Source organism: Novosphingobium naphthalenivorans NBRC 102051, assembly GCF_001590985.1.
Classification (GTDB): Bacteria; Pseudomonadota; Alphaproteobacteria; order Sphingomonadales; family Sphingomonadaceae; genus Novosphingobium; species Novosphingobium naphthalenivorans.
In genome coordinates this window covers 39,878-57,943 of record NZ_BCTX01000011.1, presented here as the reverse complement: position 1 = coordinate 57,943, position 18,066 = coordinate 39,878, and the positions used below count along the sequence as shown (strand labels likewise).

Genomic DNA, 18,066 nt, shown 5'->3' with positions numbered 1-18,066 from the left:
AACGATGCGGCTTTCCAATATCTGGCGCCTGGGGATCAAGGAACTGCGCAGCCTCTCGCGCGACACGATGATGGTCGCGCTGATCATCTACGCCTTCACCATTTCGATCTACATCGCCGCAACCGCGATCCCCGAAACGCTGCACCAGGCCACGATCGCGGTGGTGGACGAGGATGGCTCGCAATTGTCGAAGCGGATCATCGACGCGTTCTTCCCGCCGCATTTCAACACGCCGGTGCTGATCAACCGCAGCGAAATCGATCCCTTGATGGATCAGGGGCGCTATACTTTCGTTCTCGATATCCCGCCCAATTTCGAACGCGACCTGCTGGCCGGGCGCCGCCCCGAGATCCAGCTCAATATCGATGCGACGCGAATGACCCAGGCCTTTTCGGGCAATTCGGACATTCAGCAGATCATCAACACCGAAGTCAGCACTTTCGCGAGCCGCGGTGCGCCGTCCGAGCCCCTGCCCATCGAACTGGCAGTGCGCTCACGCTTCAACCCGAACCTGACCTCGCTCTGGTTCGGTGCGGTGATGCAAGTCATCGACCATATCACCATGCTGTCGATCATTCTCACCGGTGCAGCGCTGATCCGCGAGCGTGAGCATGGCACGATCGAGCATCTGCTGGTGATGCCGGTGACGCCTTTCGAAATCATGGCGGCGAAAGTCTGGTCGATGGGGCTGGTAGTGCTGTGCGCCGCCTGGTTCGCGCTGGTCTTCGTGGTCGAGGGGGCCATGGGGGTGCCGATCGAGGGATCGATCGGCCTGTTCCTGCTCGGTACGGCGGCCGTGCTCTTCGCCACCACCTCGCTGGGCATCTTCCTGGGCACGGTGGCGCGCTCCATGCCGCAATTCGGCCTGCTGGTGATCCTGACCATCGTGCCGCTCGAATTGCTCTCGGGCGGCAGCACGCCGCGCGAGAGTATGCCGCAATTCGTCCAGAACGTGATGCTTGCCGCTCCCACCACCCATTTCGTCAAGCTTGCGCAGGGCATCCTTTATCGCGGCGCGGGCATCAGCGTGGTCTGGCCGCAGTTCCTCGCGATCATCGCGATCGGGGCGGTGTTCTACGCCATTTCGCTCGCCCAGTTCCGCAAGGCCATCAACACCATGGCGTAAAGCGGAGGCGGCCGGCTCGGGACGGATCGCCGTGCAGCCCTGAACAACCTTGGGAATTTGCAATTCGCCGGGCGCAGGCGGACAATGTATGGGCGCTCGCGCATTTCAAATGCGTTCCAAATCAGGGGATGGGTTCTGCCTTGAAACTGCGAAGTGTTCCACTGGCGGCAGCTCTCACTCTTGCAGGCTGCGCCCACTATGAGGCCGTGCCTGTCGATACGCAGGCACTGGCCCGGCAGCGCGAGACGGCACGGCTGGACGAAGCCGCCGTCGCGGGCGAGGTGCGCAGGATCGCGCCCGGTGCGGACCTGGCGCCATGGCAATGGAACAAGCTGTCGCTGCTCGCCGCTGCGCTGCTGTACAATCCCGATATTGCCGCCGCCCGTGCGGGGATCGAAACGGCCTCTGCCCAGGCGCTTGCCGCCCGGCAGGCGCCGGGAAGCACGCTGACGCTGGCCAGCGAATATGCCCACGACACCAGCGCAAGCTCCCCCTGGCTGCTGGGCGGCGCGCTGGATGTTCCGCTCGACATCGGCGGTGTTCGTAAAGCCCGCATTGCCGGCGCGGCACTCGCCGTCGATGATGCCCGCTATGTCTATGCCGATACCCTCTGGTCGGCGCGAATGGCGATCGATCGGGCCTTGATCGAAAGCATCGGCAGCACGGAACGGGCCGGCCTTTACCACCAGCTTGCCGATCTGCGCGCGCGGCAGCTTGCCGCCATGGAACGGCGTGTGACGGCAGGGGCAGCATCGCGGACAGAGCTTGAGCGGGTCCGGGCCGAAGGCGCCGATGCGGCGCGGCTCGCCAGTGATGCGGACCACGCCGTGGAGGCCGCGAAGATCGCGCTGGCCGCAGCCGTGGGCGTTCCGGAAGCTGCATTCCCGAATGCGGACTGGCCCGGCTTTGCCGATCCCGCCCCCCTTCCCTTGCAGGCCACTTCCCGCGAGCAGCTCCGGCAGGCGATGCTCGCGCGTCCGGGTATCCTGCGCGCGATGGTCGCTTATGGGCAGGCGGAACAGGCGCTGCGCGGCGAAGTGGCGCGGCAATATCCGCAGATTACCCTCAGCCCCGGCTACACATGGGAACGCGGGCTGGTGAAGCTGCCGTTCAACATCGGCCTTGCGCTGCCGCCGCTGGACCTCAACCGCCACGCCATCGCCGCCGCCGAGGCAAGCCGCAGCGAAAAGGGCAAGCAGGTCGAAGCCGCCGTCGCTTCCGCCCGGGCCGCCGTCGACAGCGCGCTGAGCGAATGCGCCGCCGCGCGCCTGGCCTTGCAGCATGTCCGCGAGATCGAATTGCCGAATGCCGAGCGGCTGGCCGAACGGGCAGACCGCGAGATGGCGGCCGGGGCGATCAACCGGGTGGACTGGGCTTCCGCCAAGGCCGGAGCGTTGACGGCGCGGATCAATGCCAGCGATGCGCTGGTCCGGGTCCACAGCGCCGATGCCGCGCTGGAAGATGCCTTGCAGCGCCCGCTGTCAGGGCCCGAACTGCTGATGGCACAAGACCGGGGAAGCAAAGAATGAAGAAAGGATTCGGGCCCGCTGTCTGGGCGGCGCTGGGGGCCGTGGTCATGGCTCTGGTGCTGGCCGGAACCGGCGTGCTGCATCTCGGAAGCGGCACCGGCAGTGGGGGTGACGGCGACGATGAGGCCGCTGGCCCTGCCGAAAACGCGCCGGAGCAGGACAGCGTGGTCCGGCTCAACGCGCAGCAGCTGGCCCACGCGTCGATCAGGACACAGCCGGTCGTTGCCGGTTCCGCAGCGGGCCTGCGCCGGGGTTTTGCCCGCGTGCTGGATCTGTCGCCACTGGCCTCGATCGATGCCGATCTCGCCACCGCGCGCGCCAATCTGGCCGCCTCGCGGGCGGATGCAGAACGGCTCGCTTCGCTTGCGGCACAGGACCAGAGCGCTTCGCGCCAGGCTGTCGAGGCGGCGCGGGCGAAGGCCGGCAGCGACGCGGCACAAGTCAAACTGGCCGAGCGGCGCTTCGGTCTGGAATTCGGCCCCGGCCTTGCCCGGATGAGCCCGGCCGCGCGCAGTGTTCTCATCGCCGATGCCGGCGCCGGGCGCGCCGCGCTGCTGCGCATCGACATTCCGGGGCCGCCGCTGGCACCCGGAACGCCCGTCCAGATCACGGACAGTCAGCATAGCCAGACGGTGCGGATCATCGGCCCTGCCGCAGCGGCCGATCCGCAGTTGCAGGATGCCGCGATGCTGGCCGTGCTCCCCGCGCCCATGGCGGCCAGCGCGATGGCGGGGCGGCAGTTCACGGCGCGTGCGGCAGGCGGCGCCGTGCAGCACGGCGTGATCGTCCCGCGTTCGGCGCTCGTGCGCTGGCAAGGGGCGCTCTGGGCCTATCGCCGGACGGGCAAGGGCACGTTCCGGCGCATTGCCATCGACGAGGCTCAGCCGATCGATGCAGGCTGGCTGGTCAGTCGCGGCCTGACCGCCGGAGAGCCGATCGTGACCGACGGCGCGACGACCCTGTTTGCCGTCGAGCGCGGCGCTTCGGCTGTGCAGGAAGACGACTGATCCCATGCTGAAACGGATCATCCGCCTGTGCCTGAGCCATCCAGTCATGGTCATGCTGGCCGCGCTCATGCTGCTGGTGTTCGGCACCGTCACCGTGATGAAGGCGCGCTACGACGTCTTCCCCGAATTCGTCCCGCCCCAGGCCGTCGTGCAGACCGAAGCGCCCGGCATGACGCCCGAGCAGGTGGAGGCGCTGGTCACGCGCCCGCTTGAAGCGGTAGTCAACGGCGCCAATGGCGTGGCCATGGTGCGATCGGAATCGGTGCCGGGCCTTTCGGTGATTACCGTGACTTTCGTCGACGGCAGCGATCCCTACCGCGCCCGGCAAGTGATCGCGGAGGCGGTGGCAGAGGCTGCATCGCAATTGCCCGGCGGGGTCGATGCACCGAAACTGACGCCGCTGACCTCCTCGACCATGGACCTGCTGAAGATCGGCTTTCTCAGTGACACACTGAGCCCGATGCAGTTGCGCGATATCGTCGAATGGCAGGTCCGCCCGCGCCTGCTCGCCGCGCGCGGGGTGGCACGGATCAATGTCTTCGGCGGCGAGCAGCGGCAGATCGAAGTGCAGGTGAAGCCCGCCGAACTCGTCGCCCGCCATATCGCACTGAGCGATGTCGAAAGCGCGGTCCGGGCCGCGACCGCGATCCGCGGCGGCGGCTTTTCGGAAACGCCCAACCAGCGCATTCTGGTGGAGCCCGCGAACGGCGCCGTCACCCCGCAGGCCATTGCCGAAGCCGTGCTGCCTGCTGCGGGATCAGGCCCGGAGATCCGTATCGGCGATGTCGCGGATGTCCGCTATGCCGCCGCGCCGAAGTACGGCGATGCGCTGGTCATGGGCAAGCCCGGCCTGCTGCTGACTCTCTCCAGCCAGTACGGGGCCAACACGCTGGACACCACGCGCACGGCCGAAGCCGCGCTGGCGGACCTGATGCCCACACTCAAGGCGCAAGGGATAAAGGTCTATCCCGCGATGCACCGCCCGGCCAACTTCATCCAGACCGCACTGGCCGGAATCCAGCTGGACCTGCTGATCGGTGCGGCGCTGATCGCGTTCATCCTGATGCTGTTCCTGCGCGATCTTCGGGTTGCCGTGATCGCGTTTCTCTCGATCCCCCTGTCGCTGCTGGCCGCGCTCATCGTGCTCGACACGATGGGCGAGACGATCAACACGATGACGCTCGGCGGCCTTGCCGTCGCGCTGGGCGTGGTGATCGATGATGCCATCGTCGATCTGGAGAACATCGTCCGGCGGCTGCGCATGGCGCCCGAGGGCGCAAGCCGCGCGGGCATTATCGAAGCCGCCGCCATCGAAGTGCGCGGGCCGGTGGTCTATGCGACGTATGTGCTCGCACTGACGATCATGCCGATCCTGTTCCTGACCGGGCTGCAAGGAGCCTTCTTCAGCCCGCTGGCGCTTTCCTTCCTGCTGGCGACACTGGCGTCGCTCGCCGTTGCCGTCACGGTCACGCCCGCCCTCGCCATGCTGATGCTGGGCAAGACCAAACCGCATTCCGAGCCCGCGTTTCTGGGCTGGCTCAAGGACCGTCACGCCGGGCTTCTGGAAACCGTCTGCGCCAGTCCCAGGCAGGCCGCGCTGGCCTGCGCCGTCATCGGTATTCTTACCCTCGCGGGCTTTTCCAGCTTCGGCTCGGAACTGCTGCCCTCGTTCCGGGAACGCCACTACGTGCTGAGCGTAAGGGGACCCGCAGGTGCGTCGATGTCCTGGATGCGCGAGCAAGGCGCGCGCATTTCACGCGATCTCCTTGCCATCCCCGGCGTCGCGACCGTCGAGCAGCAGATCGGCCGCGCCGAAGCGGGCGAAGACATCTTTCCGCCTAGCGAAAGCGAAATTCACGTCGAACTGGACAGCAGCGTCGGCGGCCATGCGGAAGAGAAAATCCTGGGCCGCATCCGCGGCGTGCTGGCCAGCTATCCCGGCCTCAACACCGAAGCCCAGACCTTCCTGGGCGATCGCATCGGCGAATCCCTGTCGGGTGAGACCGCGAAAGTCGCAATTGGCATCTACGGCGCCGATCTCGATACGCTGGACCGTGTCGCCACCCAGATCGCCGCCGTGCTGCGCACGGTGCCCGACGCGGCCGATGTGCAGATGAAGTCGCAGCCGCAATCACCGATGATGCGGATCCGTCTCGACCCCGAGCGCATGGCGCTGCATGGGGTCAGCCCGGCCGATGCGCAGGATGCCATCGAGCTGGCCTTTCAGGGCCGCACGGCCGCTCAGGTCGCGCAGGCGGACCGGATCACCAACGTGTCGATGACGTTCCCGCCCGGTACAGTGCGCGATCCCGAGGAACTGGGCTCCGTCCTCGTGCGCGGGGCCGGCGGTTCGACCGTCCCGCTCGATCAGATCGCCTCGCTGGCGCTGACGGAAGGCCGCCCGCTGATCAACCACGAGGGCGGACAGCGGCTGCAGATCGTCACCGCCAACCCGACCCGCGCCGACATCGCCGGCTTCGTCCGCGACGCGAAGGCGCAGATCGCCCGCAAGGTGAAGCTGCCGGCAGGCGTCTATCTCGATTTCGGCGGCGAGGCGGCGGGGCAAGCGGCGGCCCAGCGGCAGATCGCAATCAATGTCGCCATCGCCGCGGTGGGCATGATCGCCCTGCTCGCGCTCGCTTTCGGCGGCCCGCGGCCCGCCGCCCTGATCCTGACGACCGCGCCTTTCGCCATGACTGGCGGCGTGGTGGCAGTGGCGCTGACGGGCGGGATTCTTTCACTGGGCGCGCTGGTGGGTTTCGTCACCCTGTTCGGCATTTCCGCGCGCAACGCCATCCTGCTGATCGCCCATACCGATCACCTCGTCGCCAGCGAAGGCGAAGCCTGGACCATGGCCACTGTCCTGCGCGCCACGCGCGAACGCGTGACGCCGATCCTGATGACGGCGCTCGTCACAGGCCTCGGCCTTGCGCCTCTGGCGCTGGAGGCAGGACAGGCCGGACGCGAAATCCAGGGCGCCATGGCGATCGTGATTCTGGGCGGCCTGATCAGCTCGACCGCGATGAGCCTGATTGCCCTGCCCGCCCTGATCCTGGCCTACCGGCACCCGCAAGGAGGCCCGGCGGAACCGGCGGCCGCTATGACTTCGGAAAGACCAGCGTAACGCGCAAGCCCGGCGCATTGCCGCCGATTTCCATGCGTCCCCCATGCGCACGCACGATCGCCTGCACAAGGTTCAGGCCGAGCCCGTGCCCGGGCGTCGAACGGCTGGCTTCGAGGCGGGTGAAGCGCTGGGCGATGCGGGGCCAGTCGGCTTCGGGCACGCCCGGCCCACGGTCGGCAACCGTCAGGCGGAACTCGTCCGCATCGGCCGACAGGGTGACTTCGATCCCGGTTCCGGGCGGCGTGTGGATCTGGGCATTGTCGAGCAGGTTGATCAGCGCCTGCGCCAGCAGTTCGCGGTCGCCTTCGATCGTGCCGCCTTGTGCGATCGACCACGTCAGGCTGCGTCCGCCATCCTCGACTGCGGGGGCATAGATCTCGCACAGATCGGTGACGAAAGGTTCGAGCTCGATCGGCGCGAACGCACGGCGCGGACTGCCTTCGAGCGCGGATATGCGCAGGATCGCTGCGAACAGCCCCAGCACTTCGTCGATACGCTCGCACGCATCCTGCAACACCTCGCGCTGGGCCGAGGCGTCGGGCGGCTGCGCCAGACTGTGTTCGAGCTGCTGGCGCAATTGGGCCAGAGGCGTGCGCAAATCGTGCGCGACATCGCTCGAAACCTGCCGCAGATTGGCCATGAGATCGGCGATCCGGTCCAGCATGGCATTCAGCGTCGCGGCAAGCCGGTCGAACTCATCGTTGCGAGGGCTGAGCGGGATACGCTCGTGCATCCGCCCGGCAACAATGGCATCGGCGGCATTGGCCACACCGGCGAGGCGCCCCTGCAGGTAACGGCCGATCAACAGCGCGGCGCCAAGGCCGAACAGGAGGATCACTCCCAGGGCGACACCGAAAATCGATACGATGATGTCGTCGATCCGTTCGACATTCTCCTTGTCGGCCGCAACGACCAGTCGCGATCCGTCCGGCAGATTGACCGCCAGCGCGCGGGCCGGGTCCAGTCCCTCGACCGGATCGACAAAACGGATGTCGCTCCAGCCCAGCGCGGGCTGCTGCCGGGTCCGCATCGAACCATCGATCTGCTCGCCGCGCGGGGAATAGACCGCATAGACCAGTTCGTTGGCCGAACCGGCAGCTTCCCGCTCGCGAATGGCGTAGTGAAGTTCGCGCCGGCCGCCTTCGCCGAATTCGGCGACGAGCGACTGCGATTCTTCGGCGATCTGCCCTTCCACTTGCGCCACGATCGCCTTGTGCGCGGCGACATAGACGACCCCGCCCAGCAGCATATTGGCCAGTGCGAAAGCGCCCGCGCAAGCGAAAGCGATGCGATAGGCGGCACTGTCCAGCATACGGACCCGGCTCCGCATGTCAGGCCTCGTCGATCCTGTAGCCCACGCCCCTGACCGTCTGGATCAGATCAGGCGCGCCGCTTTCGGCCAGCTTTGCCCGCAGGCGGCTCATATGCGTTTCGACGATGTTGGTCTGCGGATCGAAATGGAACCCCCAGACCTTTTCCAGCAGCATCTGCCGCGTGACCGTATCGCCCTTGTTGCGCACCAGTTCTTCGAGCAGCCGGAATTCGCGCGGCTGCAACAGGGCAGGCTGATCCCCGCACCGCGCCTCGCGCTTGAGCAGGTCGAGAACGACGCCGCGCACTTCGAGCATCAGGTCGGGCTGCATCGCCGCGGCCCGCCGCATCAGCGCATTGATGCGCGCCAGCAGCTCGGAAAAGGCGAAAGGCTTGCCAAGGTAGTCATCGGCGCCCGATTCCAGCCCCTCCACCCTGTCATCGATGCCGTCGAGGGCGGTAAGCATGAGCACAGGCGCCTGCAGCCCAGCTTCGCGCCAGCGCCGGAGCACCGACAGGCCATCGATGCCGGGCAGCATACGGTCCAGCACCACCACGTCGGGAACGGCCTCTTCCGCCAGTTCCAGTGCCTCGGGACCGGAGCCAGCATGGGCCACGGTATGAGACTCGGCGCGCAGCCGCTCGGCAATCATCGCGGCCAGTTTCAGATCATCTTCAGCCAAAAGCACGTGCATGCCATGCTCCTTATCGAACGCGGCGCCTCATGCCTGCGGGGTTGGGAATAATCAACAATCTCCCATCCACCAAAATCGGACACCAAAACACTGTGATAAATAGGTTATTTGTTTTTCTTCAAATGACCTGAGACATTACATTTTCCCAATATTCGAATTGCAACAATAGTGACGCCGTTTCGTCATCCAGCAGCCATAGCCGCCCCAAATCGATCCCAGACAATCGACCAGGGGGGACTTCCCAATGCCTCATGACAAGATCCGTTCACGCCGGTTCGCCGGTCTTACAGGCCTGAGCCTCGCAGCCCTCGCAGCAGGCCTTTCTGCTCCCGCCTGGGCCGACGAGAGTGGGCCGGGCAAGGACACCGACGCCGACACCGTCATCGCCGAAGGCTCGGACATCATCGTCACTGGCACGCGCGCCAACGAAATCGCGCCGGTGACGGCATCGCTGCACACGACCGAACCGCAGGCGATCGTCTCGCGCTCGTTCATCGAGGACTCGCTGCCCGCCACCGCCGACTTCAACCAGCTGGCCCTCATCACGCCCAGCTTCACCAGCACCGGCGGCGACGGCGGCATGGGGATCAGCGAATCCAAGGGGCAGCTGCGTGGCTTCCAGGACGGCGAATACAACATCACTTACGACGGCGTCCCGTTCGGCGACACCAACGATCCGACCCACCACTCGAACACCTTCTTCCCGTCGAACACCATCGAGACCGTGGTCGTCGACCGCGGACCGGGCAATGCCAGCAATCTCGGCCAGGCGACATTCGGCGGCAGCGTGAACCTGTTCTCCCGCGCCACCCGCGAGGACATGGGCGCCGACGTCCGCGCATCCTATGGCACCAACAACACCTGGCTGATCCGGCCGATGCTCCAGTCGGGCGCGATCAAGGCGCTGGGCGGGACCGAAGTGCTGCTGGGCGGCCAGTACGTCCATACCGACGGCGTGCGGTCCTATGCGCCCTATCACCAGCTTAACCTGTTCGGAAAGGCGGTCATTCCGATCGGGCCCGACGTCAAGCTGACGCTGCTCTCGACCTACAACAAGAACCATTTCAACCAGCCCGACAACGATGGCCCGACGCTGCAGCAGGTGCAGGATTACGGCAAGCACTACCTGCTCAACAACGATCCCACCTCGTCGCAGTACTGGAAATACAACTACACGAACAAGACCACCGACTTCGAACTGGTGAAGCTCGAAGCGGACATCGCGCCGGGCGTGCGGTTCGAGAACCGCGCCTATACCTATTTCTACAACAACTCGACCTACACGGCCGCCGACACCACCGTCGAAGGAGGCACGGTCTATACTGCCGCAGCTCTCGGCGCGACGAGCCGCACCTCGGCCGATGGCCTGCCCGGTTACGCCAAGCTCAACAGCTACCGCACTTACGGCGACATCATGAAGGCGATGGTCCAGGTCACGCCCTGGGCCAAGATCACCGCGGGCGGCTGGATCGAGTGGAACGTCACGCACCGCAAGCGCTATGAGTACGACATTGCCGCAGGCGGCTATGGCAACTGGAACTACAACCAGAAGTACACCGGCACGGACGGCAAGACCCACTACACCTACATCAACTACGATCAGGATTCGCACGGCAACCAGGAACAGCTTTTCGCCGAGCTGGAATTGCAGCCGATTTCGGGCCTGAAGATCACGCCGGGCTTCAAGTATCTGGAGTTCACCCGCTCGATCAGCGCTATCGCCAACCAGAAGACGCACCTGCCCGCGCACTTCTCCGAAAGCTGGCACCAGTCGCTGCCGTTCCTTACCGCCAACTACATGGTGACGAACAACCTTTCAGCCTATGCCCAATACGCCAAGGGCTTCCTCGCCCCGCCGCTGAGCGTGCTCTACAACATCGATCCGTCCAACAACACGGTGAAGCCCCAGACGTCTGACAACTATCAGGTCGGCATGGTCTATCACGGCTCGCACCTGTCGATTGACGCCGATTACTATCACATCGACTTCAACAACAAGTTCGCCAACAAGACCGTGGACGGCGACAAGGTTTTCTACAATCTGGGCGGTGTCGTCTACGAAGGTGTGGAAGGCCAGATCACCTATGCCTTCAACAACGGCCTGGCCCTGTTCGTCAACGGCTCGCTCAACGATGCCAAGGACAAGGACACCAAGCTTCAGGTTGCCAAGGCCCCCAAGGGCACGGCAGCAGCCGGCGTCCTGTACAAGCATGGCCCGGTGAAGTTCTCGCTCATCGACAAGTACACCGGCGTGCAATATGCCGACGATGCCAATACGCCGGGCTACCGCATCTCGCCCTATCACAACACGATCCTCTCGATCGGCTATGATTTCGGCATCTTCGCGGTCGAAGGCACGGTGTCAGACCTGTTCAACAGCGAAAAGGTCACGTCGATCGACATCAACGACGGTCCCGCCGGTGATATCACGGGCAATGACCAGTACCACTTCCAGCCCGGCCGCGAGGCCAGCATCAGCCTGAAGGCCAAGTTCTGATGGCACGGGCGGGCACGGCCGTTCTTCGCCTTACCGTGCCCGCCATTGCTGGCGCGCTGGCCCTGTCCGGCGCGCCATGCTTTTCCAGTCCCGATGACCCGGTGCTTGCGGCATTCGTGGCGCTGGGTCCGGACGGCGTTCCCACGGCCCGCGCGATCACCCGGGCCGGGCAATGCCCTGTTCTCACGCTCGACGGCCGCGAAGTGCCGATGCAATTGCGCGCTGCTCCTGCAACCGAACCGCTGCGCCCGACAGCCTCCACTCCGGACTTGTCCAAGCCTTCCGCCTTTCCCGTCCGGGTTTGTGACCTTACGGTGCCCGAAGGCACGGCCAGTGCCGTTCTCGGCAGCCGGCCGCTGCCTTTGCCCCCGAAACACATCAACCGCATCGTCGTGATCGGCGACACCGGTTGCCGTCTCAAGGCCAAGGACGATGCCTGGCAGGCCTGCAACGATCCCCAGCAATACCCCTTCGCCCGGATCGCCACGCAAGCCGCCGCGTGGAAACCCGATCTGGTGGTTCACGTCGGCGACTATCTCTACCGCGAAAACCCCTGCCCTGAGGGCGAGGCAGGCTGCACGGGCTCGCCCTGGGGCTATGGGTGGGATGCCTGGGATGCCGATTTCTTTCAACCCGGCGCCCCCCTGCTCGCCGTAGCCCCCTGGGCCCTTGCCCGCGGCAATCACGAAAATTGCGCCCGTGCGGGCCAAGGCTGGTGGCGTTTGCTCGATCCCCGGCCGCTGCTTGCCGGACGCGACTGCAACGATCCCGGCAACGACACGGCGGGAGACTATAGCCCGCCTTATGCCGTGCCGCTCGGCGACGGTGCACAAGTCGTCGTGATGGACCTTTCCCATGCGGGCACGGGCAAGATTGCCCCCTCGGACCCGCACGCTGCGCAATATCGCCAGACCGCGCGGATGCTGGCGGAAATGGCGGCGGGCAAGACCTTTACCTTCGCAGTCGACCACTACCCCTTCCTCGCCGTGACGGCGCAGGCCGGGAAAAACGGCCAGATCAAACTGAAGGCCGGAAACAAGGCGCTGAACCGGCTGTTCGGCAAGGAAAACAAGCACGTCATGCCCAAGGGGGTTGATGTCCTGCTGGCCGGGCACGTGCACTTGTGGGAACAGGTGGATCTGGGCGGCAAGCAACCAAGCCAATTCGTCGCGGGCTTCTCGGGCACCCAGGAAGACACCGTGCCCTTGCCGCAAGTCCTGCCCGCGAAAGTTACCCCGCTTCCCGGAACGCCTGTCCGCCGCTTCGACGCGATCGTTGCATCCTTCGGATACATGACGCTGGAACGGACCGGCCGTAAAACATGGCACGCGGCCGTCTTCGACGTGGATGGGCAGAAGCTGCGTGACTGCCGGATCAACGGCAGGCGATCACAATGCCGCGCCGCGCTCTAAAGCGGGCAACGTAACACCTGAATCATCCTACCCGTCTTCCTCGGCACTTTCGACATTGCGGACGCAAGCGCTTACCACTTCCAGTTCTTCGCGTATGGATCGCTGCGCGAGCTCGTGGTCGGCGCCGGTGTGCACCCGTATCTGCGCCGATGCGAAGCTGGAGAACAGGGCGGCTTCGAGATGGCCTATCCGCCGCTTGCCGCCGGCGATCTGCTCCAGCGCGCCTCTTGCACTGCGGCCGCGCAAGTAGCGCATTTGCGATGCGAACTGCTGCAGTGCAGGATCTCGCGCGGCGGCCAGGGTCAGTTCCTCCATGCCCACCTTGCCCACGGATCTGTGTATGCCCCGCGCCAGGAGATCCAGCATCGAGAGGTCTCCGCCCGATGCCTGCGCCGCTTCGGTTTCCCGCGCAGCCCGCCCCAGGTTTGACAGGTAAACGCCCTCGAAGGCTGCAGCGAGAAGTTCGGACTTGGTGCGAAACTTGTGCAGGACCACCCCGAGTGTAAGCCCCGCCTGCGCGGCAACCGCGCGATGCGTCAGGCCCGCCACGCCCTGCTGTTCCAGAACGAGAGTCGCGGCCTCCATGACCGCCACCGCCGTGCCGTCGCGCTGCGGCAATTCCGGCATGGTGCGCTGAGCCTCGCTGCGCGCCGCCTCGCGCCAGGGCGCCGGAGGCATTTTCGAACCTGTCAGCCACGCCGCGAGGCCTCGGGAAAATTCATCGAGCCCGGCCCGGTCGAGCATCCGCTCCCAGCGCAGCATGTGGAGCAGGCTTTCATTCTCGAACACGCGTTCGACCACGATCCGTTTGCTTCCCAGGCCAAACTGCTCTCCGGCGGCCTGCCAGAAATCCGCCCAGAGCGCGGTCCAGCCCTCGCTCACCTGCCGCTGGGCCACGCTTCTTGCGCCAAGCAGCTGGCCCTCCCGCCAGGCAAACGCAAGCTGGCGCTGCGAATTGGCCCACTCGTCCACGACTGTGGCAAAGAAGCCGGGAAACGCCGCCATATCACCGCCCACCATCGACACCAGATGCAACTGCGCGTCGCACCAGCAACGGGCACGTTCGAGCGCCGCCTGTTGAGTCCTTGAAAACAAGTGTTCCAGAGATCCGAAGTGATGGTAGATTGAAGACACCGGAGCACCTGCGAGAAGGCTGACCTTTCTCGCAGACAGTGCGGCGTGCCCGTCAACCTCCCATGTTTCCAGGACGGCATCTATCAACCTGTTTAACGATGTCTTTTCGGCATTACTCAAGGTATTCAGCGCCTTCGGCTATTTCCCTCTTCCCAATGACGCCTAGCAGATCGCAAGGACGCAAGCGAGCCCCGAGGCTTTGCTGCACTGCGTCACACGATGCTCACAAATGTGTCACCCGACATACATACAACCGTTCTAGTCGCCCCGTCACACCGAAGAGGGGCACTACCAATGAACATGAAATCTGCAGCGCTGCTGCGTTCGACCGCGCTTGCCGCGATCGCAGCTATTTCCGTTTCCCACGCATCCATCGCCTTTGCCGCCGATGCCACTGATGCCGCCGATGATGCAGCCGTCGACGGAGACGCGATCATCGTCACCGGCACGATCCTCGCCTCGCAGCAGGCTTCCGTCGAAGCCAAGCGCAAGGCCGACAACCTGACCGACATTGCCGCAGCCGACTCCGTCGGGCGTTTCCCCGACCAGAACGCCGCCGCCGCGCTGGCCCGCCTGCCGGCCGTCGCCGTCCAGCGCGACCAGGGGCAGGAACGCTACATCCAGGTGCGCGGCGCGCCCAATCGCTGGACCTCGGTCAGCATCGACGGCATCCCGGTCGTCGGGGTCGACGAAGGCGGTGATACGCGCGCGTTCCGCTTCGACGCGATCCCCGCCGTCCTGCTGTCGGAAATGGTCATCAACAAGTCGCTGACGTCGAACCTGCAGGCCGACGCGGTCGTGGCGACGATCGACCTCAAGACTTATTCACCGATGCAGAAGCGCGGCCTGCACGTCTCGGGCGATCTCGGCTACGGCAAGATGGACCTCGGCGGCGGCGAACAGCGCCAGGGATCGCTGCGCCTTTCCTGGTCCAACGATACCGTCGGCTTCGTGCTGGGCGGCTCGCACTACCGCCGCAAGCAGCTCACCGACAACCGTGAGGCATCCTATGCCGAAGACGGCACGCCGACCAACTTCAGCATTCGCCAGTACAAGCTGGAGCGCTGGAACAACGGCCTGTTCGGCGGCGTCGAATACGAACCGGAAGACGGCAAGCGCATCTATGCCAAGGCGATCTTCTCCGAATTCAACGACAACGAGCAGCGCAACCAGTACGATTTCACCATCGATGGCGAAAACGTGGCCGGGATGCGCGGCAGCTTCAACTTCGGCGAATACCGCAACCGCAACTACATCGGCACGATCGGCGGCGACTATGCCACGGACGATGGCCTGACCGCATCGGTCAAGCTGAACTACACGCGCACCGAGAACACCAGCTACCTGCCGCTGGTCATGGCCGCCAGCACCGGGTTGCCCGACATGTCCTATGACATCAGCAATCCCAACTTCCCGATCTTCACCGTGAACAGCGGCACGTTCAGCCAGACTTCGCTCTCGATCCCCGGCACGGTCCTGATCCCCGCCAAGCAGAAGACGGTTTCGGACAGCTACACGGCCAAGATCGACGTTTCGAAGGAAATGGGAGACCTTACGCTGTCGGCGGGCGGGCTCTATGCGGACCGCGATATTCAGGGCAACAACTTCTCGTTCTCGAATGTTGTCTATCTCGGTGCCTATGCCGCGGCGATCGGCCAGCCCTTCAACGTCAACAGCTACATCACCGGCAAGTCCTGGGATTCGGACTATCCGCTCGGCCTGACGTTCAATTACGCCGACAATGTCGCAATGCGCCGCGATGTCGACAGCCTGCTGGCGACGCTGGAAAGTTACGGGCTCTACGATCCGGCCAAGGACGTGCCCGCCACCGACCTCTATTTCCAGAAGGAAAAGACGCTGGCCGGCTATGTCATGGCCAAAGTCGAAAGCGGCCCGCTGACCGCGATCGGCGGCCTTCGCGTCGAGAACTATGTGCTCGACAATGCCGGGTCCGTCTATGACGGCACGACATATGTTCCGCTGGCCCTGCATTCGAGCCGGACCGACCTCTTCCCCAGCCTGAACATCCGCTACGAGGCGACGGGCAATCTGGTCCTGCGTCTTGCCGGCCAGCGCGGCGTGTCGCGTCCGGCCTTCGGCGCGATGCGCATCGGCGCTTCGATCAACGATACGACGAACCCCGGCGAGATCAGCGGCGGCAACCCTTTCCTCAAGCCCGAATATACCTGGGGCACCGATGCCAGCATCGAATACTACCTGCCCGGCAATGGCCTGATTTCGGTCGCGGGTTTCTACCGCTGGGTCGACAACGTGCTTTACCAGAGCCAGCAGACCGTGGGTTCCGACTTCTATAACTTCGGCGGGGTCGACCGGTCGGGCTACCGGCTCTCGGGCACGTTCAACGGTGAGAGCGGCAAGCTCTACGGCGTCGAATTCAACGTGCTCAAGCAGTTCGACTTCCTGCCCGGCGCGCTCTCGGGCTTCGGCTTCCAGGGCAACCTGACCCTGCTCGACGGCAGCTTCGACACGCCGGCCGAAAAGAACATCGCCTTCCAGGGCATGTCGAACACGATCGCCAATGCCTCGCTGTTCTATGAGAAGTACGGCGCTTCGGCCCGTGTCAGCTATCAGTGGCGGTCGCACTGGCTCGATACGCTGGGCGGCCTCGGCAGCGGTGAATACCGCAAGGGCTACGGCAATCTCGATGTCTCGCTGCGCTATGCAATGAACGAGAATCTGACGCTCTTCGCCGATCTCGCCAACCTCACCAACGAAACTTACATCGCCTATGAGGGGACGACCGCCACGCCGACCGAAGTCGAGCGGATCGGCTCGCGTTACCTGTTCGGCGTGCGTTTCAGCTACTGACCGGAAGGGACGGAACCATGCGCCTTATCAAGGGCTCCACCGCTCTCGTGACGCTGGCCGTTCTGGCGTCGTCTCCCGCGTTCGCGCGGGAGATGACGACCGTCACGCGGCTGGATAGCAGGACTGTCGAACTGGACCGGGACGATACCGCGCCGGTCTCGGTCTGGATCAGTGCCGACACCCGGATCGACGATGGCGACCGCCGCGTTGCCGCCACGGCCAGGGACCGCAAGCTCAAGCTGGACATTCCCTCCGGCGAACGCCGCTATGTGATCCTGCTGGGCGAAGACGGCCACACCACCATCGCCGCCGAGCGCGTGCTGCCGCTCCAGCAGGGCAGCAACTTCCGCGACATCGGAGGCTACGTCACCAGGGACGGGCACATGGTGCGCTGGGACAAGGCCTTCCGCTCGGGCGCCATGCCGCTGCTGACCGATGCCGACTACGCGCTGATCGGGCAGCTCCACATCGACAGCGTGGTCGACCTGCGTGCGATTGAGGAACGCGAAGTCGCCCCCGATCTGGTCGACGACCGGACCGGCGCGACGTTCATTGCCAACGACTATTCGCTTAAGCCGCTGATGGCCCGTTTCGGCGAGGGCAATGGCGAGAACATATACTCCGGCATGGAAAAGATGCTGGCGCCCCAGTTCCGCTCGCTGTTCCGCCGTCTGATGGCCGACGAAGGCGCGGTGATCTACCACTGCTCGGCCGGGCAGGACCGCACGGGTATTGCAACGGCACTGCTCTACGACGTGCTCGGGGTGGACCGGGAGACGATCCTCAAGGACTATCACCTCTCGACCGAACTGCGCCGCCCGCAATGGGAAATGCCGCAGGTCGACCCCAAGGACTATCCGAACAACCCGATCGTCCAGATGTACATGGCCCAGGGCAAGGACAAGCCGATCAAGGCCAATCCGCTCTACACCCCGAGCGGAGCGTCTTACCTCGCGCAGTTCTTCACTTATCTCGATGCCCAGTATGGCGGCTCCGAAGGCTATCTGCGCAAGGTGCTGGGCTTTGGAGACGATGATCTCGCCCGTCTCCGGCAGGTGATGCTGCGATAATCGCAGGTATCCGGCGCTGCACGCCCGGATGATGACCCATCTGACAGCCCGGGCCGGTTCCGCGACAGCAAGGAACCGCCCGGGCTGTTCAGCAAGATAGATCGGGATCGCAGCCGGTTGGACCGGCCCCCTATTTGTCCACGGAGCGCCCCGCTCCGCACAAAAAGCCCACATTTCCGGGCTCTGACGCACGAAACCCAGTTCCAGATCGAACGAATTCCCGACCCGATCGCCACGTGGGCCAGGGGCATCCCCGCGTCGATTTCCCGCATCCATGCACCTCGAAAGTGCCCCCGTCCCTTGATTGATAGGTCACGATGCTCTTAGGAGGA

General features: G+C 64.8%; 11 protein-coding genes. 8 read left to right on the top strand and 3 right to left on the bottom strand.

Annotated elements, in window-relative coordinates:
• The first annotated feature begins 4 nt into the window (after positions 1-4).
• The 4 genes from NN5_RS05740 (at position 5) to NN5_RS05725 (ending at position 6,786) form a co-directional block, all read left to right on the top strand.
• Positions 5-1,126: an ABC transporter permease gene (locus NN5_RS05740; RefSeq protein WP_067733068.1), complete on the top strand. Its 1,122-nt coding sequence runs from the start codon at positions 5-7 to the stop codon at positions 1,124-1,126.
• 140 nt (positions 1,127-1,266) lie between these two features.
• Entirely contained in the window at positions 1,267-2,655 is a 1,389-nt protein-coding gene (locus tag NN5_RS05735; protein WP_169800951.1) for a TolC family protein, read from the top strand.
• The gene (locus NN5_RS05730) at positions 2,652-3,662 is read left to right on the top strand and encodes an efflux RND transporter periplasmic adaptor subunit (protein ID WP_067733066.1); all 1,011 of its coding nucleotides are present in this window, start codon (positions 2,652-2,654) and stop codon (positions 3,660-3,662) included. The genes NN5_RS05735 and NN5_RS05730 overlap by 4 nt, the downstream gene beginning before the upstream one ends.
• A gap of 4 nt (positions 3,663-3,666) precedes the next feature.
• Complete coding sequence (locus tag NN5_RS05725; RefSeq protein ID WP_067733065.1) at positions 3,667-6,786, top strand: efflux RND transporter permease subunit; 3,120 nt, start codon at positions 3,667-3,669, stop codon at positions 6,784-6,786.
• On the opposite strand, the gene NN5_RS05720 is transcribed toward NN5_RS05725, so the two are convergent.
• On the bottom strand, positions 6,761-8,098 hold the full coding sequence (locus NN5_RS05720; RefSeq protein ID WP_157081032.1) for a HAMP domain-containing sensor histidine kinase: 1,338 nt from the start codon (positions 8,096-8,098) through the stop codon (positions 6,761-6,763). The two genes, NN5_RS05725 and NN5_RS05720, sit on opposite strands and share 26 nt — an antisense overlap.
• Before the next feature lie 19 nt (positions 8,099-8,117).
• Complete coding sequence (locus NN5_RS05715) at positions 8,118-8,792, bottom strand: response regulator transcription factor (RefSeq protein WP_067733063.1); 675 nt, start codon at positions 8,790-8,792, stop codon at positions 8,118-8,120.
• Between the two features lie 244 nt (positions 8,793-9,036).
• Between NN5_RS05715 and NN5_RS05710 the strand changes: the two genes are divergently transcribed.
• On the top strand, positions 9,037-11,289 hold the full coding sequence (locus tag NN5_RS05710) for a TonB-dependent receptor (protein ID WP_067733062.1): 2,253 nt from the start codon (positions 9,037-9,039) through the stop codon (positions 11,287-11,289).
• A complete protein-coding gene (locus NN5_RS05705; protein ID WP_245656258.1) occupies positions 11,289-12,701 on the top strand; it encodes a metallophosphoesterase in 1,413 nt (470 codons plus the stop codon). The genes NN5_RS05710 and NN5_RS05705 overlap by 1 nt, the downstream gene beginning before the upstream one ends.
• 27 nt (positions 12,702-12,728) lie before the next feature.
• On the opposite strand, the gene NN5_RS05700 is transcribed toward NN5_RS05705, so the two are convergent.
• Complete coding sequence (locus NN5_RS05700) at positions 12,729-13,835, bottom strand: TetR/AcrR family transcriptional regulator (RefSeq protein ID WP_157081031.1); 1,107 nt, start codon at positions 13,833-13,835, stop codon at positions 12,729-12,731.
• A 294-nt stretch (positions 13,836-14,129) separates the two neighbouring features.
• On the opposite strand from NN5_RS05700, the gene NN5_RS05695 reads away from it, so the two are divergent.
• Positions 14,130-16,664 carry a TonB-dependent receptor gene (locus NN5_RS05695; protein ID WP_067733060.1) on the top strand — a complete coding sequence of 845 codons (2,535 nt, stop codon included), beginning with the start codon at positions 14,130-14,132 and terminating at the stop codon, positions 16,662-16,664.
• Between the two features lie 17 nt (positions 16,665-16,681).
• Entirely contained in the window at positions 16,682-17,734 is a 1,053-nt protein-coding gene (locus NN5_RS05690) for a tyrosine-protein phosphatase (protein ID WP_067733059.1), read from the top strand.
• Positions 17,735-18,066: the final 332 nt, after the last annotated feature.

What these genes read in the sequence shown, in the direction of transcription:
- NN5_RS05725 (WP_067733065.1), top strand. Translation starts at nt 3,667, where the DNA reads ATGCTGAAACGGATCATCCGCCTGTGCCTGAGCCATCCAGTCATGGTC.
- NN5_RS05695 (WP_067733060.1), top strand. Translation starts at nt 14,130, where the DNA reads ATGAACATGAAATCTGCAGCGCTGCTGCGTTCGACCGCGCTTGCCGCG.
- NN5_RS05715 (WP_067733063.1), bottom strand. Translation starts at nt 8,792, where the DNA reads ATGCACGTGCTTTTGGCTGAAGATGATCTGAAACTGGCCGCGATGATT.
- NN5_RS05720 (WP_157081032.1), bottom strand. Translation starts at nt 8,098, where the DNA reads ATGCTGGACAGTGCCGCCTATCGCATCGCTTTCGCTTGCGCGGGCGCT.
- NN5_RS05705 (WP_245656258.1), top strand. Translation starts at nt 11,289, where the DNA reads ATGGCACGGGCGGGCACGGCCGTTCTTCGCCTTACCGTGCCCGCCATT.
- NN5_RS05710 (WP_067733062.1), top strand. Translation starts at nt 9,037, where the DNA reads ATGCCTCATGACAAGATCCGTTCACGCCGGTTCGCCGGTCTTACAGGC.
- NN5_RS05690 (WP_067733059.1), top strand. Translation starts at nt 16,682, where the DNA reads ATGCGCCTTATCAAGGGCTCCACCGCTCTCGTGACGCTGGCCGTTCTG.
- NN5_RS05740 (WP_067733068.1), top strand. Translation starts at nt 5, where the DNA reads ATGCGGCTTTCCAATATCTGGCGCCTGGGGATCAAGGAACTGCGCAGC.
- NN5_RS05730 (WP_067733066.1), top strand. Translation starts at nt 2,652, where the DNA reads ATGAAGAAAGGATTCGGGCCCGCTGTCTGGGCGGCGCTGGGGGCCGTG.